Source organism: Alkalicoccobacillus plakortidis (genome assembly GCF_023703085.1).
GTDB lineage: Bacteria > Bacillota > Bacilli > Bacillales > Bacillaceae_D > Alkalicoccobacillus > Alkalicoccobacillus plakortidis.
This window is the reverse complement of sequence record NZ_JAMQJY010000001.1, coordinates 2,397,458-2,420,046: the sequence shown is the minus strand read 5'-3', so window position 1 is coordinate 2,420,046 and position 22,589 is coordinate 2,397,458. Positions and strand designations below refer to the sequence as shown.

The following is a 22,589-nucleotide window of genomic DNA, read 5'->3' as shown; positions in this document are numbered from 1 at the left end:
AATATTCCCATTTATTTTGGTGGAAAAACATTAGTTTTCTTCCGTAATTCCGCTACTTACAAAACTAAGATCTACATTAACCTTGATATCTAACGTAGGGTAGTTCTTATGCCAGTCGTCTATATTAAAGTCTCTAACAGAACTTCTTGCTACAGCACCTAATCCGATAGGGTCGACATTCCATTCCTGGAATTTTTTAATTAATTGGTTCATGTGTTTCTCGAATTGTGTAGATCCTAAATGCTTGATATCATTTTTATTGTAATGATTAGGTCCATTAACGTCGCCTTGTTCGTTTACAATTCCTGTTATTTTAATGTCTATTGAGACATGTAGACCTGATTCGTCTTGTTTAACCGTGTATACAGGGGCGGCATTTACATTTTCCAGGCTAACATAGTCATGCTCATCTATATCTATTTGGTAAAAGCCTCCCTCAAAAGACTCTTTAAGAAGTTTAAGATATGATGCTTCTCTGACGTTAAGCTTTTGAATATAGTGATCATCTTTAAACAAAGCTAGTCCAGTTATTTGGGCACGATTATCATTTTGTTTTATCATTGGTAAGGTTACATCAACGCCGTCTTTATAATATTCATATAAGACAGTGTGCAATGTGATTTGAGGAATGATTTCTTTTTCATTTTGTTCAATCAGATCGTTTAAGTATTGATAAACGGTAATGTCGAGTTTATAGTTTTGTGATAATAGATCAAACACCTTTCCTTCTACTACGGCAGGCCTTACATTACGACCAACTAAGGGATCCCGTTGTAGAATATCTAAATAATAAAAGACACCTTCTTTCGCTAAATCATCCTGAAACAAAATGAGGTTAACTCGACCCAAAACTAAAAGCTTAGAGGACTCTGTTTGCATTTTTTTACGTGTGATTCTTGAAGTATTTCCTACCGCAGAAAACACAGCTGTTTGGGGTAGCTCTTCTTCCCCGGGTAAAATGATTTGTGAACCAGCTACAGTTCTGAACTCACTTTCGCTCACATAATCATAACCTAGCGCTTGGATCAATTGTAATTCTTCAATTACTTTTGGAGTTGGGGAGCAACTGATCAAAAAGATACACCAAAAACAGACAAACATTCCTTTTTTCACTTAGCATTCCTCCAATTTTGTATACGTGAGCTTACTTTTTGGGAGAAAAATAGAAAGGGAATATAAAAATAAATGGTATAGAATCCAACGTTTGAAGTGAAATCGTTTAGTGATTCTACTCCACTACGTCCTAATAAAAAAAATGAACAGAAAAACAGAAGGATAGAAATAAGTCTCAATCCGGTACGCTGCTTCCAATGAAGCATCCTTTTTGTTAGTCTACTTGCCGCCCATAAAAGCAGACAGAAAGAAGGGAGAACAACAAAAAGCCAGAGTGAAACACCAATATATTCAAAACGTTCTACTACACTGAGGTCCACAACTTTCCAAAGAGTAATTGTTGCCCAAATGGTTTGTTCAAGCTGATTTTCACTAAAGTAAACGGTCGTCAGAATGATTGCAAATAGATATAGAGACATGTTAAATACAATGGCTAGATGAGACCATTTTTGAGATGTTGGTGCATTCTTTAGAAAGGGATATACCATAAAAAGAACGCAGAAACCAAGAATGTTTAAAGTCATTGCCCTTACACCCTTAAATAAATCAGTAACAGAGTGTGTAGCTATTGGTAAAAGGTTAGATGGATGAGTGTGTGGAAACGTAAAATAATTGGCAAATAAAAGTGGGAGAGTAATTAGAAGACTTACGATTGCAAAACCAGTAATAACACGCAGTCCTCTTGTTACATATGAATAACTTAAGATTACCAATAAGAGAGAGAGTACCCACGCTTTTACGTCAGGGAACATCCAAACCTGAATGATCTCAACATACGTTCGAATCACTGTATAGCTAAGTAGAAAGAAGTAACAAAGAAAGTAAATATTCATTATTGTACCTATAAAAACACCAAAGGTTTTGATGTGAATAGAAACAAGATCACCCTGATTTTTATTTAGAATTTGATACGTTAACCAAATGAATAAATGTACAAATAACCCCGTGATAACAACTGAAATCCAGGCGTCATGTCCCGAGTATTTGGTTATAATTCGTTCAAATCCAAGAATTCCTACATTGATTTGTACAGACATAATAATAAAAAAACTAAAGAAAGGCGAAAGCATTCTAGTCTCATTTGGTGTATCTAAATGATGCATAATGTAGCTCCTTACTCCTCGATATCTAGTTTTTTCAAATGATTTCCTTCATTAGATTTATTAAAACGTGATCGTTTTTGAGTACGAAGACTCTTAGGTCTTTTTTTCTGCATATGAAATGGCAGTCGAAAAAAGGAGTCTTTTAGGTCTAGTACTCTAAGTGGATACACAGGCGCTAAATAAGGATGGCCAAGTGATGTTAGGGCTAGGAGATGACTTATAAAAAGAGCAAAACAAGAAGCAATACCTAAAAAACCAAGCCATTGAGCGGCGATAATAAATGGAAATCGAATGAGACGAATTGTATTCCCCATTTGATAAATAGGTGTAGTGAATGAAGCTAAGGCAGTCAATGCTACAATAATAAGAAGGATATTACTCGTCAGCCCGGCATCTACCGCTGCAGTACCAATTACGATTCCCCCAACAATACCAATTGTTTGACCAATTTTAGTTGGTAACCTGGCCCCCGCTTCTCTCAGTAGCTCAATTACAAGTTCAAGAATGATTGCTTCAAATACTGGAGGGAAAGGTATCCCACTTCGAGAAGAAACTAAAGTATTAAGCAACGTTGTAGGAATCATTTCATAATGATATGTTAAGACAGCTACATATAAGGCAGTTGAAAGAATAGAAAATAAAATAGCAAATAGACGTATAAGTCTAAAAGCAGAAGCGATTGGCCAAGGTAAAAAATAATCCTCAAAAGCAGAGAAAAATTCAACAAAGGAAGTAGGTCCAGTTAGGGCATGAGGTGAGCCATCAAGAATAATAGCTACTTTCCCTTCTGCCAAAAGAGAGGCTACCCGATCAGGTCTCTCGGTATCAATTAATTGTGGAAATACAGAATTAGCATCATCTGCGATTAGCTGAGCAACAAAAGAGCTATCGACAATTTCATCGAATTGAATGTCGTTAATGCGCTGAGTAACGGTTTGTACGATCTCATTGTTTGCAATGCCATGAATATAGATTATGGCTGTTCTTGATTTACTCAAATCACCAATAAGTAGTTCTTTAATGACTAATTCTGGAATTGGAATTCTCTTCCGAACTAAATTTATATTCATTTGAAGGGATTCAACAAAAGCTTCTTTAGGACCAACAACACTGAACTCTACTTCTGGTAAAGCTACGGACCGATTCTCAACATGTTCTGCTGTATAAAAAGAAAAAGATCAGATGTATGGTTCGTTTTGATTAAGATACCCCCACGCATTAAGCCATCCATTAGTTTTTCTATAGAATTTGTTAGGAGTGTATTCTCTATGGGAATTAGTTGTTTTAATTCTGTTAATGACGTATGGGGGTTGTTCTCTAAAGCAGGTAGTACCTCATCATGAAGAATTTCTGGTTTAATGATGGACGCATAATAATAAATAGTAAAAGAACTGTCTTTTTGATGCTTAAAAGCTTCAAAATCAGAAGAAAGTTCGCAGGTTTTTAATAGATCTTCAAAAGAATAAATGGGTTCCCTTGATGTCTGTTCGATTTTCTGCTGAAGACGTTGTTGTTTTAGTTTTCTAAACATTTAAAACACACCTCGAAATGTAAACACAACCTTTATTTTAGTCTATCTCTAATACATACCATGTGTGATGTAGTAGAGTTTTATACATGTTACCTATATATTTAAATAAAATGAAACCAGAGAACCGGGCCTCAGATCATCCTGCTTATATCTCTTCTGACTTGTAAAATAATTTCATACTCTTCAAGTTCTAAGATGGTATGAATATTTTCCATATTTATTAGGTGTTGAGCAATACTATCATCCAATCTCAAATAAGAAATTAGCGAATCTTCTAAACTAAGCGAAAATTCATATACTTACCCACGGTATTTTGGTACAATTAAAATGGATAAAAATGTTTTATTTGTAGGATGTCATCTAGATAAGAGAGGTTTTTTATGTATCGATCATTGTTTCATCATGAATTGGGCTTAATGATAAGGAGCAAAAAGAACGTATTTTTTATTGTGTTTCTCTTTATCGCTCTATTGGGATACTGTTTGATTATGTTGCCAGATAAACAAACCGTGCATGTACTTGATCATGAACAACTAAAAGCAGACATTCAACTAAATGAAGTTTTGCTGGATTACAGATTACGAGAAGGATATACGGGGTTCAATTCGTTTACAAAAAAATCTTTTTATGCTGAACTCCAATATTATAATCAGCTTTCATCTAAGCTTATTCATGCTTATGAGAACGGAGATCCGAATCGTTATCTGCGATTAAAAATGGAATATGATTTATTTTTTTATACGGTGACATCTGATCCAAGTATGTTTGAGGGTTCTACATATCCGAGAATGGATATGATGCATTTTGAGTATTATACATACCACCGATACCAAGCGCTTTTACATAATGATTTGCCTTTGACTTTTTCCATGATTGAACAAAAGTCAGCGATCCAAGTATTTGAACATCTGTTGTTAGTGGGTGGGCCACTGATTCTATTCCTAGCCATTTATTTTAGCAGTGATATTCTATTACGCGATCGGCGTCATCCTACAATCAAACAAGGCTTACCGATTGGCTTGGTACTCAACCATGAATATAAAAAGTGGAGTGGCATTTCTTTACACACTCGCTGTAATAGTTGGTCTGTCAGCTTTTGGACTTGCTTTACTTACACTTTTAAATGGGTTCGGTGATTTGTCTCTGCAAATCCCTTATCTCGAATCATTTAACGATGTGACGATGGAACAATATGAGTATAAGTCTATGAGTACATTCTTGCTTCAAGCGATCGCTTTATTGGCGATTTTATTGTTCGTCTTTATAAGAATAAATATGGTATTTAGTTTATTGTTCAAAAAAGAGTGGCTTGTGTTGGGTGTTACAACATGTCTCTTACTCTTTGAACGATTATTCAGAGATCGCACATCTGATACTGTATTAGGCATAGACGTAGGCTATCTGCCACAAATCTATTTTGATTTTGGAAAAGTGGCTGCGGGTGAGATGAATTATTTATTTCTAACTGACTCAATTTCATTTACTACTGGCATGGTTGCCCTTTTAGGGTTAGTGGTTGTTGTTGAGGCTCTGCTATTAGTCATCAGTAAGCTCATATCAAAGCAACGGTTTTATAGCTGATCTAGGAGAGAAAGGAGGTACTTATGTTTTGGCGATTTGCAAAATTCGAATGGAAGTTGTTTCTTCTAAATAAACGTAACTGGTTTCTTGCATTGCTCGTTTTGTTGTTCTTTGGCTTGTTTTATTTTTCTTATAATCAAGACAATATGGAGAACTTATTATTGGAAAAGCAGATAGAGTCGGGTATCGCTGAACGAAGCATTGATTTCTTTCCCGAAGAACTAACAAATCAGGCGGAAGGAGAAGAAGTCTATCAAAATTTGCTAGCAGAGTTATCAGCTGTGAATATGCAAAGATGGCATCTACGAGAAAACGAATTAGAGGAGTACGTTGAACAGGGACGCTTAGTTAATGAGTTAAGATTTCGAAACTATGAGCTGGATAACGTTGGAATTTTTGAAACATTGATCGTGCCATTAGAGGACATTGAAAAAGAAGAGGCATTTTTATCTTATATTGAAGAGCATCAACTACCTTTAATGGAAGAGGGCTTAGGCTCGAGTCGCTATCTAGTAGAGGTTCTTACCGCGCTAAGTGGACTGATTTTCTTTACCTTTGTTGTCGTGCTAGCAAGCTCTATCATTGTCTATGAAAAATCTCATCAGACAGTTCTCGCGGGTTTTCCGATCTCTGCCATTCAAAAAGTACATAGTAAGCTGTTTGTTTATTTTATAAGTTTGCTAGCCCTATTATTACTTGGGGTGGGAGTAGCATTTTTTGTTAGTTATTTGTTAGCGGGCATAGGCAATTTTATTTATCCTAAAATCATCTACTTGAATGGAAGTTACGAAGCCATCTCGACTAGTACGTATCTTATTTACTTATTAGCAGGGTTGATTGTTGTGGCAGGTGTTGTTCTGCTTCTAACCATTTTACTAAATAAGCTAGTTCCTAATGCGTATGCGACCGTTTTTATAGCGATCGGCTTATATTTCACATCTGATTTATTTATGATTCTGGGATGGACTCACCCGGCACTTCAACTCTTTACGTTATTTAATATTCCCGGTGTCTTATCAGGTGATGTAGCTACGGAAGTAGGCAACAGTTACATCGACTTTCCGTTTACTATCATAATTTTAATCATCTTTATGGCTGTACAATGGCTCTTCATCTATCTGATTCAAAAAAGGACGTATATAAAAAAGCAAAGGAGTGAGAAAGTTGCTTGAGCTAAAAAATCTATCAGTTGCGTATAAAGAAAAACAAGTATTAATAGATCTTTCTTTAACAGCCGAACAAGGTGAAATTATTGGTCTTGTTGCACCAAATGGAACCGGAAAAACAACATTATTTAACGTCATTTCAAATGCAATCAAACCAACTAGCGGTTCGGTTACAGTTGACAATCAGTACACGTATCAAAAGGAGAAGCAAGAACTAGCCATTTATCGGAAATTGGCAACCTTTCCCGATCAAAGTGAACTATTTGAAGGATTGAGCGGAGTAGACCATCTGAGATTATATGCGGATATGTGGAAGGGTTCTAGAGAACATTTGCCAGCAATTACGGCAGCTTTAAAGATGGATCATTACGTAAAGAAAAAAGTACATACGTATTCTTTAGGTATGCGTCAACGCTTATGTTTTGCGATGATGGCTGCCGCAGATACGTCTATCATGCTATTAGATGAAGTAATGAATGGCTTAGATATCGAAAATGTCTCAATCATCTCCAAGCAGCTTTTGGATTTTAAAAGACAGAACAAGCTTGTATTTGTTGCGTCTCATTTACTTAAAAACTTAGACTTGTACGCCGATCGAGTGCTGTATTTAAGAGATGGTCATTTTATACATGAACAAACATACGACGAGAAGCAAATCGATTACTTAAAAGTTGAGATGGACCAAAAGCAATACAGCCAATTAAGCGCATCGCATCCATTACCTGAAAACCATTTATATCTAGCCAACCATTTATTATGTGTGCCTTTGGAGCAGATGAATGCCAAGCAACAAACGGAGTGGATCGAGCTTTTATTAAACTATAAAGGCAAAGATTTAAGCATCGGGCCACTAGGGACATTAGAATATTATGAGAAGTTTTATGGATAAGCCAAAAGCGATCTTCTGCATCATCTGTTTTTTATTCCTGGTTGGCTGTGAGCAAAAAACGGATGAAGCGATGGCTTATGAGCAAGATGGCGAATTACTTCACGAAGAAAAAGCAGAGATTTTAGAGCGAATGAGTGTCCCTCAAAAAGAAGAGTCAGAGCGAGTATTAACAAACGGCGAGCAAATCGTGGCTGAGATGGAGAACAATGAAAGGTTCCACGAATTCCAAGTTCCGACCGGCCGATATACGATTGTAGACGGTGGAGGATCTGCTGGAAATGTATCCGTCCATAATGAAGCAGGGGAACTACTTTTTCATGACATTTTATATGGGCCGCCTTTTGCCCCTTACGAAATAACAGTAACAATTGATGAGACTGACACGATATCATTTGATGGATTTGACATTCTATTGCTTACACCATTTCCTAAAGAATTTACAGCAACCATTTCTTCGGGCATCTGGGAAGTAGGACTCGATATCGAACCAGGCACCTATCAAATCATTCCTACAATGCCAGGCATCGCAACTATCGAATTATTCTCAGAAGAAGCAGAACCAAGAGTATATGAAGTCATCGGCGACGAAGTGGAAGGCGCCACCATTACGCTATCACTTGAAGAAGGGGATATCCTGCGGGTGACGGGGATGTCGGGGATTATGCTTGAAGGAGTGAAGTAGGTCATAAAATGCAGAGCCAATTTGACTCTGCATTTTATGAAAGCTCACTATGCCTCTAAAGTGATTGTAAACGAATAGTTTCCAGAATCCGCATGGGCAACTGTTCCATTTTCGGTTTTACGGACTAAATGAACACCTTCTATTTTTTCTAATGGTGTAGAGGACTCCTTAATAAATGATGGATTTACAGGGAAATTTAATGTTCCACTTGTGTTTGCTGGAATCTCAATATCCCACTTAACGGTTGAATCGGACGTTTTTTCCAACGAGAAGTGATTTTGCCTTGCATACTATATAATGAAGATGCTGCCCAATCCAATTTGTTAATAAAATGTGGTTCAAAATGAATGTTCTTAAAGCCTGGTTTGCTTTCATCACAATCAATGCCAGCTACTTTTCTATAGAGCCAATCTCCTATAGATCCATATGCATAATGATTAAATGAATTCATATCGGCGCTCCAGAAGCTACCATCTTCCCTTATGCCATCCCAATGTTCCCAAATCGTTGTAGCACCATTCTCAACTTGATACAACCAGGATGGATAATCATTTTGAAATAGAAGTTTCGAAGCGATCTGATCCATTCCAGCTTTTGTTAAGACCAGATTTAGATACGGAGTACCAACAAATCCAGTTTTCAAATGGTAGTCACTATCCTTAAGTAATTGCTCAAGCCGTTGCTCTGTGCGCTTTTTAGCAGTGCCTTCAACTAGATCAAATTGAAGTGCTAATAGGTGCGAGGTTTGTGTAGAAACCGATAAACGACCATTCTCAGTGACAAATTCTTTATTAAACGCTTGCTTCACATCATTATATAATAGTTCATAACGTAAGCCCTCAGCTTCATAACCTAATACATAGGCAGCCTTACTTAACAGACTAGTAGAATACGCATAAAAAGCTGTCGCAATCAAATCGCGATCCGTCGCGCCGATATAGCTACCAGGCTGAGCATCAAGGGCAACCCAGTCACCAAAGTGAAATCCTGTATTCCATAAATAAGGATCTTCCCCTTGGTTATAAATATACTCCACCCACGCTTTCATACTCGAAAACTGATCTCTTAAAATTCGTTCATCTCCATAATTTAGGTATAAGACCCATGGGCTAATAACGGCCGCATCACCCCAGGCGGCGGAAGAATGTGACTCAGAATCGAGTACATTAGGAATAACAAATGGAACACTGCCGTCTACTCCTTGTTCACTCTTTAAATCTCGGAGCCATTTTGTGAAGAAGGAGCCGACATTATAGAGGTAGGAAGAGGTGCTAATAAACATTTGCACATCACCAGTCCAACCTAAGCGTTCATCTCTTTGAGGACAATCAGTTGGTACATCAACAAAGTTCCCTTTTTGGCCCCATACAATATTGTGATGAAGCTGATTAATTCGCTCATCTGAACATGAGAAGTGACCGGTTTTTCTCATATCTGAATGAAGAACAACTCCCACAAAATCTTCTGCAAGTATGTCATCATTAAAGCCATCTAACTGGACATAACGGAATCCTTGAAAGGTAAACCTGGGTTCAAATGTCTCTTCGGGGTCACCGTTTAACGTATATGTGACGGTTTGCTTTGCTCGTCTGAGATTATCTAGGTAGACATTTCCCTCTGAATCTAAGACCTCAAAATGCTTAAGTGTAACCACACTACTCTTTTTCCCTCGTACTTTGAATTGCACAAAACCGACCATATTCTGACCAAAATCAAGAACGGTTTCCCCTCTTGGTGTCTGAATGATCTCAATTGGCGTGATCAGTTCTTGTCTTTTTACTGGTTCATTTTCTTGAGCAACGATTTTGGCAAGAGGTGCATCTACTTCTATAGCAGGATGTAGGGCCTGATTAAACCCATGTTCGTGCCACCCGTCGTGCCCTAAGCGAGCATCGTATTCTTCACCGTGATAAATTTCAGAGTGTAGTATGGGGCTTTCAAGCCAACCCCAAGCTAGAATCAGATGTAATAATGGTCTTTTCTCCATGAGCATCAACAATATGAAGTTCTGCAAGGAAGGATTGTTCTTTTCCGTAGTAATCGTCTTCACCGCCATTAAAGCCGATATTCCCACTGTACCAACCTTTTCCAAGCATAACAGAAAGAACGTTACCCTCATTTTTAATCATGTCAGTTACGTCATATGTTTGATATTGGATACGATCATTGTAATTTGTCCAACCAGGAGTCAAGTAGAAATCTCCTACCCTAGAACCATTGATTGTGGCTTCATAGAGCCCTCTAGCCGTTATATAAAGTCTCGCTTTTTTTATATCAGAGCGAGATTCAAATTCTTTTCTAAATTGTGGAACTTGTTCATCGATATTAACCGTTATCCATTTTCCCTGCCAGGTTGTTGATAAGAAACCGGTCTCAAACCAGTGTGCTGTTGTCCAAGCTGTTTCACTTTTAGTAGTCCAAGCTTTGATTCTATAGTAATATCGAGTGAAAGATTCTAATTTTAATTTCGGGATCTCTATGTGAGTTGTGTTGGAAGAATGCACCCGACCACTGTCTGAGAGAATTTCTGAGAATGTATCGTCAGTACTGGTTTGTATCTGATAATATTCTTGGAAAATGGACCGGCCCGTTTCCTCGATAGTATAACTAATACGTGGTGCATCATGATCAATGCCAATTGGTTTATCTAAATATTCGCATAATACTTGTTTAATAAATCCCATCCATATCACCAGCCTATACATATTTGAAATTCTAAACATTGAATTTATCGTACTAAATGTACATTAATTAAAGCGCTTTCACAATGTCGTTAGATTATTAAAAAGTAACAGATTATTAGGTCTTAATTCCAAATGTATTCCTAAACGGAGGTGATCATATGCTAACAAAAAACGAAATCGAAAAGATGCTATTTCCACTGAATGATGAAGAGAAACAATTACGGAATCGTGCCGCTTCTGCAGACATAAAAGAATTAAAGGTTACGACGGATGATAAAAAAGTGTTTTTATTTGATGAGTCACTATTTATACAAAAAGAAAAGCTTTCCATTCTTCCGCATACTCGTTATTCCGAAGTGCCAATGCATGTTCACTCATATATTGAATTGATCTATGTCTACAAAGGAGAATGTAAGCAGATCATTAAGGGAGAGGACGTTGCTTTATTAGAAGGGGAGTTTTGTTTATTAGATAAAAGAGTTCCTCACAAAGTACTTGAAACAAACGAGAATGATATTATTATCAATATTTTATTAAGGGAAAACTATTTTTCCTATTCCTTTATTGATAAATTAAAAAAGAAAAGTGTGATCACTCAATTTTTATCAAATATTATCTATCAACATACAAATAGAGATTCCTATATTGTATTTCATTCAGCTAAGAATCCAAATTTAAAGCAAATTATGCTTTCTGTACTTGGAGAGTATTATGATAAAGACGAATACGCAGAAATCATTATTGATCATTATATGACGATTCTGTTTACTGAATTGTTGCGAGTGTACGACTATGAATGGCATCAAAATTCAATTAATACTCAGTCCCATCTCGTCATGGAAGTTCTCTCATACATGATAAAGGATACAAGAGGCTGCAATTTAGCTGATATTGCAAAGAAACTAGGCTACAACTCATCTTATTTAAGTACATTAATCAAAAGGAAAACGTCGTACACGTTCAGCGAGTTATTAAAAAAACAGCGTATCAGATTGGCCTATGAATTATTGATTAAAACGGAATTAAGTTTGGATAGTATTTTGGATGAAGTTGGTTATACAAATAAAACGTTTTTCTACGCGGCTTTTAAAAATGAATATGGATGTAAACCTAGTGAAATCAGAAAAAATAATCATGGTGATGCTGATGAGTTTTGGAGAGATGATCTTGGAGGTGAAGGAAGGGACAGTAGTTAAAATGGATTTAGCGCAACGGACTTGTATAATGTTTCTGCCTACAATTTAATTAAGATTTCGTTCATATCGTATCTTATGATAAGCTAAAACTACGTATATATCTTCTTTAATTGGAGGTTCCTGTGAAAAAAGTCATAATGGCAGTACACATTATCATATACTCTTTATTCTTATTATTAGCCATTAAAGATTTCTTTCCAAACTTAATGATATTTGATTCACTGACTACTTTTTATATTGCTGTATCTCTCATTATATTTGCCTTACTTGAGACAATTCTCATCTACACGATAAAGATAAAATTAGATAAAGAATATTTCTGGATAAATATTATTGCGTTTTCTTTGTTCCTTTTATTTGTATTGATATGTTCTCTTCAGGGAATTAAATCTCAATCGGGTCTCGTAAGCCCGGTGTTCTTCATACTAGTTATCTATACAGTTTTTGAAACCTATAAGAAATATAAGGACATGAAAAAAACGACTAATCTAAATCATACTTGAAACTTAAAAACACCTATGCAACCTGGCTCCATATTTATATGGAGCCAGGTTATTTAATTTGGCTCATTAATCCTCAAGCGTCAGTTGATAATGATAAAAATCAGTGTCGCGCTCATATCCGTGTTTTTCATATAATCGTTGGGCGGCTTTGTTATGTATGGCGGTGCTTAGACTAAGCCGCAGCACATCTTCTGCTAAGGCATATTCTTTTACTTTATGTAGCAACAAATCACCAATACCGTTTTTACGAGCTGTTTCTGCGACAAATAAATCATTTAAAATAAATGCTTTTTGCATTGCAATAGATGAAAAGGTTGGATACAGCTGCACAAACCCTACGTGCTCTCCTTCATGAACGGCTACAAAAATAACAGAATCGTTTTGATTAAGTCGCTCGGTAATATAAGTAGTGGCTCCGATTAAATCAGTCTTCTGATGATAAAACTCGCGATAGGCATTAAATAATCTAGCTACATGCGCAAGATCATGAATGGTAGCTTTATAGATATTCATGATGACCCTCCTCAACATTCTGTATAATAATTGTAAGTAATGACTAAAGTGTTTACAATAAAAAAATTCAAAAAAAGTGCAACTAAATGAACCACAAGTTTGTCTAATAAATGTAAAAGAAAAACAGGAATGGAGGACGGCGATGGAACGGTTGGTGAAAAAAGCTAAAAAAGGCGATGGAGATGCCTTTGTACAGCTTATACAGCAGTATGAGGAAGTTCTATATCGTACAGCGATTCGATTTGTTAAAGATGAGCAAGACACAGCAGATCTCTTGCAGGATACGATTTTAACGGCATTTGAACGGCTACACACACTAAAAAAGAATGAGTATTTTCATACGTGGCTTTGCAAAATATTGCTTAATAAATGTACAAGTCTAGTGAAAAAGAAACAAAAAACACAAGTGCTTGATCTCCCAAATCAGCTATTAGAAGCAGCAGATTCGTTTAAAGATATAGAATTGGCAGATGCGCTTAATAGCTTATCGGATCAATATCGATTGGTTTTTACTCTTTATTATGTCGTTGGCTATACGACAAAAGAAATCAGTACGATGATTAATGAGCCAGAAGGTACGATTAAATCTAGACTTTCTCGCGGAAAAGCAATTCTCCGAGATACCTACTATACATTTGAAGGAGTGAAAACCATTGGCTAATCTTCCAGAGAAGGTTCGTTCTACATTAGATGATACCTATAAAGAAATTAAATTAAAATCATCTCAACGTAAAAAGAGAAGATACGTTCGACGCACAATTATTTCGGCTGCAGCAGCTGTGTTGGCTGGATTCATATTAATGAATGAAGATGTGCAGGCTTCGTTTTCACAGTTGTTTCAAGGTGATCGAGGTGTAAATAAGGCCATCTCAGAGGGTTATGTGCAAACGGATGGTAGCAAAGCAAGTGATCAAGGAATTGAAATAACCCTCGAGGACCATTTTTATGACGATCGGAAGTTAGGGATGAATATTAAGATGGAGTTTGAGGATGTAAAGCAGTTAAAAGATATTGAGCGAGTAGAGTTTGATTATCGACTGAAAAACGGAGATGGAACGTACTTAAAAGAAAGCATACCTGATACAAAAACACGTAAGGGGAATGGGACCTCATATTTTAGTGGTGGTGCCGAAGAAGCCGTATTACATAATAGTGATGGACTTGTTCAGATTGAAGCATTGTATGACAATATTGGTGAAGAAACGATACCTGACATAAAAAATGCAACTTTAGAAGTAGAATCGATTCATCTATGGAGTAATGGAGATTTTGAAAGTATCGATGGCGAGTGGATTATTTCAATGAATGATATGGAACAAAGAAGAAATAGTGAACCGGCTCAGTATGTAGCTGTGGATGAAACAGCACCAATTAAAATAAAAGAAGCGACAGCTAATCCAACCTCTTTATATCTTGAGTTTGAAGTTGAAGGGGATTATCGTGAACAAGAGCATGTCTTTTCGGAGATGGTTATTGTGGATTCAGCGGGTGATCAATATGGAATTGATTTGTTCAGGTGGTACTTTGGTGATCAATATCAAACCACAACCATTTCGACCACCTTCCAAATCTCATCTTATGACAACTTGAATTCATTTACTTTCGAGATTGAAGGTATTGGTGAGGTAGAGTTGAAGAAAATTGAATAAACAGGACCTGGTATTACAACCCTCTTCTAAAAGGAAGGGGGTTTCTTTTAGTATGAAATAAAGCGATTTTTATTTCCATTTGTAATTCTATCTTCCATTTTGTATTCAATTATATTATCATTATATAATTCCTATTACTATTAGAATTAAACATTAGAATACGAGTGGTTAGTATAGAAAGAAGGGTTAAAATTGGAACGTAAAACAAGAGTACAACGGAAGAAACGAAGATGGGTCAGAATAACGGGTCTTGTCTTGCTGTTCACTGTTTTGTTGATTTGTTCAGGAGCTGGATACTTATATGTAAAAGCTAATCAAGTAGCTACTGAGTCTTATAGTGAGCTAGATCGTGGTGAAAAGTCTGAGCTTCGTACGGAGCCCGTTAATGTAGGTAAAGATAATTTTTCCGTGTTAATTATGGGTGATGATGCAAGACCAGGTGAGGAACATGCACGTTCAGATGCAATGTTAGTTGCGACCTTTAATAGAGAAAAGAAGTCGATTATTTTAACTAGTATTCCGAGAGACTCCTATGTTGAAATTGTAGGAAAGGGAAAATCAGATAAGATAACCCATGCCAACGCGTTTGGTGGTGTGGATATGGCAGTGGATACTGTGGAGAACCTTCTACAAATTCCAATTGATCACTATGCGATTGCTAAATTTGATGGACTAAAGGATATTGTCGATTCTTTAGGGGGAATTGATGTAGACGTTGCCTTTACGTTTGATTTCACTGAAAAAGGAAAAACACTTCATTTTACAGAGGGACCATCTCATTTGAATGGTGAGGAAGCTCTTGCTTATTCGAGAGAACGAAAAAACCCAAAAGCGGGTGGAGATTTCGGTAGAGGTCAGAGGCAGCAACAGGTTATAGAGTCAATTATTAATGATGCGGCGTCTATAAGCAGTATTCAAAATTATGATAAACTATTTGAGAGTCTTGGTGGTAACTTACGAACAGATCTTTCATTTGCTAACATTCTATCATTACACGGCTATGCAACATCACTTGAGAAGGTGGAGACAGTTCAATTGAGTGGCGAACCTTTCCGTGGTAGTGATGGTATCAGTTATGTGAGAGTGGATGAAGACTCTTTGCAAACTATAAGAGCCATGTTAAAAGAACATTTAGACCTTCAATAGTTACGGGGGATTGTCATGAGTGATATGTATCAAATGCCGAACTCTTCATTAGATGAAATTGATAAGTTGATTATTTCGATGCTACATGAGAACTCACGTGTTTCGTACACAGACATCGGAAAACGGGTTGGTTTATCAAGAGTTGCTGTACAAATAAGAATTCAGAATTTAGTTGAAGATGAAGTGATTGAGAAATTCACAGTCGTTGTGAACCCTGCAAAAATGGGTATTCAGGTCTCCGCTTTTTTTAACGTAGAAGTGGAACCACAATTTTTGGACGAAGTTGCTGAAAAGCTAGAAAATGAAAATGCGGTATCCAGCCTATATCTTATGTCCGGGCCAAGTAAGCTCCATATGCACGGCATTTTCTCAGATCAACAGGAGATGGAGCAGTTCCTCATTAAGACACTATATCCTTTAAAAGGTGTTGTCAGTGTCGATTGTCAGATGCTTTTAAAACGATACAAAAGTCGCATGGGTATGAAGCTTTAGGTTATACACATGTGGATAAGATGGTAAGAGTGAAAAAAGGTAGTTGTCCACATGTGGGCAACTACCTTTTTTAGTTTAACGATTCATTGCTTAAGAATCCGTCATGAGTTCTTGTCCATTGATCGATAAGTAGTTGGGATTGACTTTTATAAGCAATTTCTAATGCAGTCTCGATGAGATACTCGTCCTTTATACTTGTTAAAGCGGTTTGGAGCTGACGTAATGCCAGTTCATAATGTCCTAGTTGAGCAAGTTCCTTTGCGCTCCAGCTAAAGAGAGAAACCCAGTGATTCTGTAGGTCATTCCAAATTGTCATGTACCACTCTTCATACAAAACGGGAGACTGGATGCCTTGAAGAGAAGTCTCTATTTTTTCTATTAACGTCAAGCGTGTATCTGTTTTAGGCTCAAGCAAAGCTTCTTTGGTTACACGTAATAGGTCAAGCAAATCACATCTAATGGTGCCTTTAAGGTAGATACGTTCACGCCCTACATCAAGTAGAGGTTCTTCATGTTCTTGATTAAGTAAAGTACGTAAATGTAATAAGTAGACACGAAGATTCTTTTTAGCTGTAGCTAAAGGAAGATCTGGCCAGAAGGTGTCACATATTTGCTCTCTACTAGCTGATGGATGAATGACAAAGAAAAGCAACAAAGATTTTGCGTAGCGTTTGTTCCAACCATCTGGAATAGGTTGATCATTTATAAAAACAGTAAATTCACCGGCTGTTTCAATATGCAAGATCGCATTTACTCTAGCTGCTGGTAGCTGTAAGGACGTTACTGAAGAACGAATGGCTTCCTTCATACTAGTTAAAAATGGATCTGTCTGTTCTGTTGAGTAGGATTCTAGTTGAAAATAGGAAATAAGAATAGAGGAGAGCATTTTGGGATCATCTAATACAATTAGACTCGATGCATTTGGCATAACGATAGATTGACAGTGAGAAAATCCCCTAACAACAGCATGAAGATAGTGATAAGGAAAAAATACATCTTCTGCCCCAGAGATGATGAGAGTAGGCTGTGAAATGTTTGCCAACTCATCAAGTGGATTAGACATCATGGTCAGTTGGGTAATCTCCTTACAAACATTCACATCACAAGCTAAAGCGCTTTTGGCCGCTTGTTCAATTGCTGGATGTCCTGCTGGCAATGTGCTTGCCTGCCTTAAAATATAATCCGTTGGGATCTCAGTTCCCTCAGGCCTTATAGCCATTCGATGTGTAGTAATTTTCTCTAGTAACTCAGGGGGGAAACAAGGAATTGACATCAAAACTAGAGAGTTAACCATATCCTTATACATATGTGCAAATCGAATAGCAATCAATGCACCAAGTTGAAGACCAGCTATGTGAGCCTTTTCTAAACCGATTTCTTTAAGTAACGAATGTAAGTCTTTTGCAAATGTGTCGAGGGATAAAGGATGAGTGCCTCTTGCGCTTTGACCAAATCCACGCAAATCATAGCGTACCACATGAAAGGACTGCCGTAGATAAGGAACAACCCAGTCAAATACAGTCATATCAGCGGCGTTGCAATGAATTAAAACAATCGTCTCGGACGTGTCATCACTTGAAAAAGAATGCTCATAGTGAATCAAATCGTTTTCTATTTTTTGATCCATGGCGTTCCCTCCTTAAGTTCTACTGATCAAATAGGTCTAGTTTATATGAATATCATACTGATAAAATAGTATTAATGCTAGAAGATCCTGTTTATTTTCTGATAATTTCATTGTCAACCTATGATATTGTTGTTCTTATTTCCTCTTTCCTTTTGTAATTTACAATGTAAGCGCTATAATTACTTTTGGAATCTATACACTAGGGGGCTTGTCATGTTACTACTCGTTTTAATTGCTGCTAGTGTCTTACTAATTGTAATCGCAACCACTAAGTTTAAAGTTCATCCATTCCTTTCTTTGCTTTTGGGAACACTGTTTGTAGGTTTTACTTCAGGTATGCCACTGACTGACCTCATTCAAAGCATTAATGATGGATTTGGTGGGTTGATGACGAGTATCGGGCTTGTCATTGTTTTTGGGACAATTATTGGAGTGATCTTAGAAAAAGCTGGTGCTGCTTACAGGATGGCAGAGGTCGTTCTCAGGATTATGGGACCCAAAAGGCCTCAACTCGCCATGAGCTTAATTGGCTTTATCGTCTCAATTCCTGTGTTCTGTGATTCAGGATTTATCATTTTATCTAGTCTTCGAAAAGCATTAGCCAAACGGGCAAAGGTAGCTGTAGCGTCCATGTCTGTTGCTCTTGCGACAGGTTTGTATGCCACACACACATTGGTTCCCCCAACGCCGGGCCCAATTGCAGCAGCTGGAAATATAGGTGCTGATAACTATCTAGGAACGGTTATATTGATCGGATTAATCGTGGCGATTCCCGCAACTCTAGTAGGCTATCTTTGGGCTGTGAAAGTTGCGACAAAAATTGAAGTGCCAGAAGAAGAGGGTGAGGAGCATCTTGATTACGATCAAGTGGTAGCTTCCTTTGGAAAAATGCCTTCTACTTTTTCAGCGTTCCTACCTATTATTCTTCCAATTGTATTAATAGGTATTGGTTCAACCCTCTCAGTAGTTGGCTCAGAAAGTGGTTTTGTTTCCTTTCTCATCTTTCTTGGAAACCCAATGATCGCTCTACTCTGTGGCGTGATTGCGGCTTTGCCTTTACTGCCAAAATACGATGAAGAAACCCTTACTGGTTGGATGGGGAAAGGTCTAGTAGATGCTGCGCCGATTCTATTAATAACAGGTGCAGGTGGCGCATTTGGAACAGTTATTCGTAATTCAGGAGTAGAAGAGCTTATCCAAGGCTTAGATCTAGCAGGAATTTTTACAGGTGCCTTTTTCTTACTTGTTCCATTCCTAATCGCAGCAGCACTGAAGACAGCCCAAGGCTCCTCAACAACAGCTCTTGTGATTACATCATCTCTCGTTGCACCACTTTTACCTGTAATGGGTATTGAAGGAGCGGTTCCTCTGGCCTTAGTCGTCATGGCAATTGGCGCAGGAGCGATGACCGTTAGTCATGTAAATGATAGCTACTTCTGGGTAGTCACTCAGTTCACTGGCATGAAAGTAACCGATGCCTATAAGGCGCAAACGATGGCTACATTGCTACAGGGTGTGGTGACGATTTTGGTAGCTATGGGATTATGGCTAGTGTTAGTGTAGTTGTTCTCGCCGATATTAAAATGAGAGAGATGGGCATGTAGAGTGTCTATTTCTTTTTTCGTAGGGAAATTTATAATAAAAATTTGCTCAATAAATCACATGTGTTAATATGAAGAAAATGGTAATGGAGTGAGGTGAGGGAAAGATGCAAAAAGGCTTGGTTCGTTCGGAAGCTGCTAGCGGCCTTTTTTTCAACAAGTCTGTTATCTATTTATCTTGCACAGTGGTATACAACTATAGAGAGTGAAAGATTTCCATACGATTTGCATTCAACTTTTTTAGGGTGGTTCGTCATTTATTTTGCCTATAGTGGTGTGGTTATTTTTATTTATGGAGGCTTCGTTTCAATTGTATTAGAGCTTATTAGTACAAAGTTAATGAAGCTACATTGGCTAATCTATTTATGCCTACATGCGATGTTGGGACTACCATTTGGTCTTTTTACATATGGAGCAGGAGCTTTAATGGGTGGTGGAACTGCTTTAGTATTTGGTATGACTGATCTCTGGCTAAGACAACGTAGTAAATTAAAACTACCACGTAAAACAATTACTCTTGTGATTCCAATTGTCATAGTTGTCATTATGACAACCATCTTTGCTTTCGTTTCACCAGAAAGACCGCCTTTTACAAAAGAAGAAGCCATCCTCGAAGCTCATGAGTCTCGTGGTGTATACTATGACCATTTCCCTGAGGAAGAAGGGGTATGGACAGGAAAGATAAAAGGGTATGATGTCAAACAGGAAGTGTCTGTAGAAGAAAAAGAGCAAGAAGTTTACCATGTCACTTTCCGTGAAACGTGGGAAAAGGGTGAAGAAAAAGGCTCTTGGTACTGGACCTATGAAATTAGAAGAAATGGTATGAGTTCAGTCGGGGGCCACGACGAGACACCAGGTTATTATGAATGAAATGAATGCGCGGGAATGGAGGTAAGGTGCGCGGAAACTAGAGGAAGTGCGCGGGAATGAAGGTCTGATGCGCGGAAACTAGAATAAGTGCGCGGGAATGAAGGTCTGGTGCGCGGAAACTAGAGGAAGTGCGCGGGAATGAAGGTCTGATGCGCGGAAACTAGAATAAGTGCGCGGGAATGAAGGTTTGATGCGCGGAAACTGGAAGAAGTGCGCGGGAATGAAGGTCTGGTGCGCGGAAACTAGAAGAAGTGCACGGGAATGAAGGTCTGGTGCGCGAAACAAAATAAAAACATGCGCAAACGTACCGCATGTGCTCATATCCTATCAAAATAGGCTCGTTTATCAAAAACGAGCTTATTTCGTTTGGCCTTCTTTAAATAACTCATACAATTCATTCTTGTTCTCAAGCAAATCGGCTAATGTGTATTGGTCTAATACGGAGATAAAAGCAGATTTGGCTTGATGAAGGACGGATTTTAGTTTGCAGGAGCAACTAATCAAGCAATTGTCCTTATTAGTAAAACATTCAACGATCCCGAAGTCCTCTAATGAACGGACGAGGGCACCTATATTAATACTTTCTGGTTGAACGGCTAGTGCAACACCGCCGTTTTTGCCTCTGGTTGTTTTTAATAGTCCTTGTTTACCTAAGTCGTAAGCAATTTTTTGGAGATGGTTAAGTGAAATTTGATAAGCACCAGCAATGTCTTTTACTTGGGCACGTTCGTCTGGTGAAAGACTCCCAACATACAGAAGGGTCCGTAATGAGTAGTCGGTGTAATTGGTTAATTGAATAAAAATCACACCTTTCTTTATATGATGTTAGTAGTATAACACATAGATTTTCACTCTTTTTTCTCAAAGATATCTCGAATTTGTGAAGAGTTGCTCGATTCGCTTGTTTACCATTCATTTCCTAGTACAATTAAGTTGTATTTTAAATATAACTTTAAAAGATGAGGTGAACGGAGTTATGACAAACTCTTTGACGACCAATCAAGTTGAATTAATAAAAGCGAGTGTACCCGTTCTTGCTGAACATGGAACATCGATTACGAAATGTTTTTATTCAAATCTATTTAAAGCGCATCCGGAGCTATTAAACATGTTTAATCAATCTAATCAGAAGCAGTCGAAACAGCAGCAGGCATTGGCCAATACTCTCTATGCTGCAGCTGCTAATATTGAAAACTTAGAGTCTCTGCTTCCTATTGTGAGGCAGATTGCACAAAAACACCGCAGTCTACAGGTGAAGCCAGAGCACTACCCAATTGTTGGTCATTATCTAATACATGCTATTAAGGAAACACTTGGTGATGCAGCGACTGATGAATTGCTACAAGCATGGGAAGCTGCTTATGGGATCATTGCGGATATCTTTATTTTAGTCGAGAAAGAAATGTATCTGGAGGCTCAATCTGAAAAAGGAGGTTGGGATGGTTACAGACGTTTTGTCGTGAAGAAGAAACAAAAGGAAAGTGACCTAGTGACGTCTTTTTACTTAGTACCTGAGGATGGTCAAAAGCTCCCTAATTTTCTGCCAGGGCAGTATGTGACAGTGAAAGGCTACAATAAAAAAGATGAGTATACTCACCTACGTCAATACAGCTTATCTGACATGCCTGGTAAGGATTATTTTCGCTTATCAATTAAACGAGAAGGAACTGTGTCCGAATATATGCATCATCAAGTGGAAGAAGGTGCGTTTGTAGAGCTAACTGCACCAGCAGGCGAATTTACTATCGATCTAAACTCTAATAATGAACTCGTATTGCTTAGCGCAGGTATTGGCGTAACTCCATTAATGAGCATGGCAAAGGGTGCATTACAAGCTCAGCCAGAACGTGCTGTTCAATTTACCCATGCCACTAGAAATGAGAGCACTCATGTTTTTCGAGAAGAAGTGGAGCAGCTATGTCTCGATCATTCTTCATTTCAATATGATTTTCGCTATACGGAGCGTGGGGAAGAAGCAGTATTAACCTCACATTGTATAAAAAGAATCGTACATGACAAGCCTCAACAGTTCTACATTTGTGGTCCGGTTTCATTTGTGAATGAAATGGAAGAATACTTGCACCAAGCTGGAGTACCAAGAGAATGTATTCACTTTGAGGTCTTTACACCGTTAATACCTGTGTAAACCTTTCATCCTTACAATCACACAGTGGCCGCTATTAGCGGGAAATTTGAGAATGCGCGGGAATAGAGGAGCGATGCGCTTGCACGTACCCTAATCC

21 protein-coding genes and 1 pseudogene are annotated in these 22,589 nt (G+C 37.8%); 13 read left to right on the top strand and 9 right to left on the bottom strand.

Annotated features, from left to right (window positions below; genetic code table 11):
* Positions 1 to 30: 30 nt before the first annotated feature.
* The 4 genes and pseudogenes from NDM98_RS12745 to NDM98_RS24080 form a co-directional block, all read right to left on the bottom strand.
* Positions 31 to 1,113 (bottom strand): Ger(x)C family spore germination protein, encoded by a 1,083-nt coding sequence (locus NDM98_RS12745; protein WP_251608201.1) that lies wholly within the window; start codon positions 1,111 to 1,113, stop codon positions 31 to 33.
* On the bottom strand, positions 1,110 to 2,216 hold the full coding sequence (locus tag NDM98_RS12740) for a GerAB/ArcD/ProY family transporter (RefSeq protein WP_251608198.1): 1,107 nt from the start codon (positions 2,214 to 2,216) through the stop codon (positions 1,110 to 1,112). Before NDM98_RS12740 ends, NDM98_RS12745 begins: the two co-directional genes overlap by 4 nt.
* Before the next feature lie 11 nt (positions 2,217 to 2,227).
* Positions 2,228 to 3,319, bottom strand: a pseudogene (locus NDM98_RS12735) (spore germination protein); the annotation flags it as partial.
* Between the two features lie 29 nt (positions 3,320 to 3,348).
* Entirely contained in the window at positions 3,349 to 3,747 is a 399-nt protein-coding gene (locus NDM98_RS24080; RefSeq protein WP_307728803.1) for a hypothetical protein, read from the bottom strand.
* Between the two features lie 380 nt (positions 3,748 to 4,127).
* Here NDM98_RS24080 and NDM98_RS12730 point away from each other — a divergent pair, with 380 nt between their 5' ends.
* The 5 genes from NDM98_RS12730 to NDM98_RS12710 are packed head-to-tail and all read left to right on the top strand — an operon-like array spanning position 4,128 to position 8,065.
* A complete protein-coding gene (locus tag NDM98_RS12730) occupies positions 4,128 to 4,883 on the top strand; it encodes a hypothetical protein (protein WP_251608195.1) in 756 nt (251 codons plus the stop codon).
* Between the two features lies 1 nt (position 4,884).
* Complete coding sequence (locus NDM98_RS12725; RefSeq protein WP_251608192.1) at positions 4,885 to 5,328, top strand: hypothetical protein; 444 nt, start codon at positions 4,885 to 4,887, stop codon at positions 5,326 to 5,328.
* Positions 5,329 to 5,351: 23 nt separating this feature from the next.
* Positions 5,352 to 6,500: a hypothetical protein gene (locus NDM98_RS12720; RefSeq protein WP_251608190.1), complete on the top strand. Its 1,149-nt coding sequence runs from the start codon at positions 5,352 to 5,354 to the stop codon at positions 6,498 to 6,500.
* On the top strand, positions 6,493 to 7,383 hold the full coding sequence (locus NDM98_RS12715; protein ID WP_251608187.1) for an ABC transporter ATP-binding protein: 891 nt from the start codon (positions 6,493 to 6,495) through the stop codon (positions 7,381 to 7,383). Before NDM98_RS12720 ends, NDM98_RS12715 begins: the two co-directional genes overlap by 8 nt.
* A complete protein-coding gene (locus NDM98_RS12710) occupies positions 7,376 to 8,065 on the top strand; it encodes a hypothetical protein (RefSeq protein ID WP_251608185.1) in 690 nt (229 codons plus the stop codon). The genes NDM98_RS12715 and NDM98_RS12710 overlap by 8 nt, the downstream gene beginning before the upstream one ends.
* Positions 8,066 to 8,261: 196 nt before the next feature.
* Here NDM98_RS12710 and NDM98_RS12705 read toward each other — a convergent pair whose 3' ends face one another.
* Together NDM98_RS12705 and NDM98_RS12700 are read right to left on the bottom strand one after the other, a co-directional pair.
* Entirely contained in the window at positions 8,262 to 10,052 is a 1,791-nt protein-coding gene (locus NDM98_RS12705) for an alpha-L-rhamnosidase (RefSeq protein WP_251608183.1), read from the bottom strand.
* The gene (locus tag NDM98_RS12700; RefSeq protein ID WP_251608181.1) at positions 10,003 to 10,749 is read right to left on the bottom strand and encodes an alpha-L-rhamnosidase N-terminal domain-containing protein; all 747 of its coding nucleotides are present in this window, start codon (positions 10,747 to 10,749) and stop codon (positions 10,003 to 10,005) included. The genes NDM98_RS12705 and NDM98_RS12700 overlap by 50 nt, the downstream gene beginning before the upstream one ends.
* 158 nt (positions 10,750 to 10,907) lie before the next feature.
* On the opposite strand from NDM98_RS12700, the gene NDM98_RS12695 reads away from it, so the two are divergent.
* Complete coding sequence (locus tag NDM98_RS12695) at positions 10,908 to 11,945, top strand: AraC family transcriptional regulator (RefSeq protein WP_251608179.1); 1,038 nt, start codon at positions 10,908 to 10,910, stop codon at positions 11,943 to 11,945.
* 569 nt (positions 11,946 to 12,514) lie between these two features.
* Here the strand turns inward: NDM98_RS12695 and NDM98_RS12690 are convergent.
* Positions 12,515 to 12,961, bottom strand: coding sequence for a GNAT family N-acetyltransferase (locus tag NDM98_RS12690; protein ID WP_251608177.1), 447 nt, complete (start codon positions 12,959 to 12,961; stop codon positions 12,515 to 12,517).
* A 142-nt stretch (positions 12,962 to 13,103) separates the two neighbouring features.
* On the opposite strand from NDM98_RS12690, the gene NDM98_RS12685 reads away from it, so the two are divergent.
* From NDM98_RS12685 to chrS, 4 genes are all read left to right on the top strand, one after another.
* Positions 13,104 to 13,622: an RNA polymerase sigma factor gene (locus NDM98_RS12685; protein WP_251608175.1), complete on the top strand. Its 519-nt coding sequence runs from the start codon at positions 13,104 to 13,106 to the stop codon at positions 13,620 to 13,622.
* Positions 13,615 to 14,610 (top strand): DUF4179 domain-containing protein, encoded by a 996-nt coding sequence (locus tag NDM98_RS12680; RefSeq protein WP_251608173.1) that lies wholly within the window; start codon positions 13,615 to 13,617, stop codon positions 14,608 to 14,610. Before NDM98_RS12685 ends, NDM98_RS12680 begins: the two co-directional genes overlap by 8 nt.
* Before the next feature lie 192 nt (positions 14,611 to 14,802).
* Positions 14,803 to 15,756 carry an LCP family glycopolymer transferase gene (locus NDM98_RS12675; protein ID WP_251608170.1) on the top strand — a complete coding sequence of 318 codons (954 nt, stop codon included), beginning with the start codon at positions 14,803 to 14,805 and terminating at the stop codon, positions 15,754 to 15,756.
* Between the two features lie 15 nt (positions 15,757 to 15,771).
* Positions 15,772 to 16,248, top strand: coding sequence for a chromate efflux transcriptional regulator ChrS (gene chrS, locus NDM98_RS12670; protein WP_251608167.1), 477 nt, complete (start codon positions 15,772 to 15,774; stop codon positions 16,246 to 16,248).
* A gap of 70 nt (positions 16,249 to 16,318) precedes the next feature.
* Here the strand turns inward: chrS and NDM98_RS12665 are convergent, their stop codons facing one another.
* The gene (locus tag NDM98_RS12665; protein ID WP_251608164.1) at positions 16,319 to 17,875 is read right to left on the bottom strand and encodes an alpha/beta hydrolase; all 1,557 of its coding nucleotides are present in this window, start codon (positions 17,873 to 17,875) and stop codon (positions 16,319 to 16,321) included.
* A 213-nt stretch (positions 17,876 to 18,088) separates the two neighbouring features.
* On the opposite strand from NDM98_RS12665, the gene NDM98_RS12660 reads away from it, so the two are divergent.
* Together NDM98_RS12660 and NDM98_RS12655 are read left to right on the top strand one after the other, a co-directional pair.
* Entirely contained in the window at positions 18,089 to 19,438 is a 1,350-nt protein-coding gene (locus NDM98_RS12660) for a GntP family permease (protein ID WP_251608161.1), read from the top strand.
* 134 nt (positions 19,439 to 19,572) lie between these two features.
* Entirely contained in the window at positions 19,573 to 20,346 is a 774-nt protein-coding gene (locus NDM98_RS12655; RefSeq protein WP_251608158.1) for a hypothetical protein, read from the top strand.
* 357 nt (positions 20,347 to 20,703) lie between these two features.
* Here the strand turns inward: NDM98_RS12655 and NDM98_RS12650 are convergent, their stop codons facing one another.
* Positions 20,704 to 21,153, bottom strand: a complete 450-nt coding sequence (locus NDM98_RS12650; protein ID WP_373370380.1) for an Rrf2 family transcriptional regulator — start codon at positions 21,151 to 21,153, stop codon at positions 20,704 to 20,706.
* Positions 21,154 to 21,322: 169 nt separating this feature from the next.
* Between NDM98_RS12650 and hmpA the strand changes: the two genes are divergently transcribed.
* The gene (gene hmpA / locus NDM98_RS12645) at positions 21,323 to 22,492 is read left to right on the top strand and encodes an NO-inducible flavohemoprotein (protein WP_251608154.1); all 1,170 of its coding nucleotides are present in this window, start codon (positions 21,323 to 21,325) and stop codon (positions 22,490 to 22,492) included.
* Positions 22,493 to 22,589 lie beyond the last annotated feature (97 nt).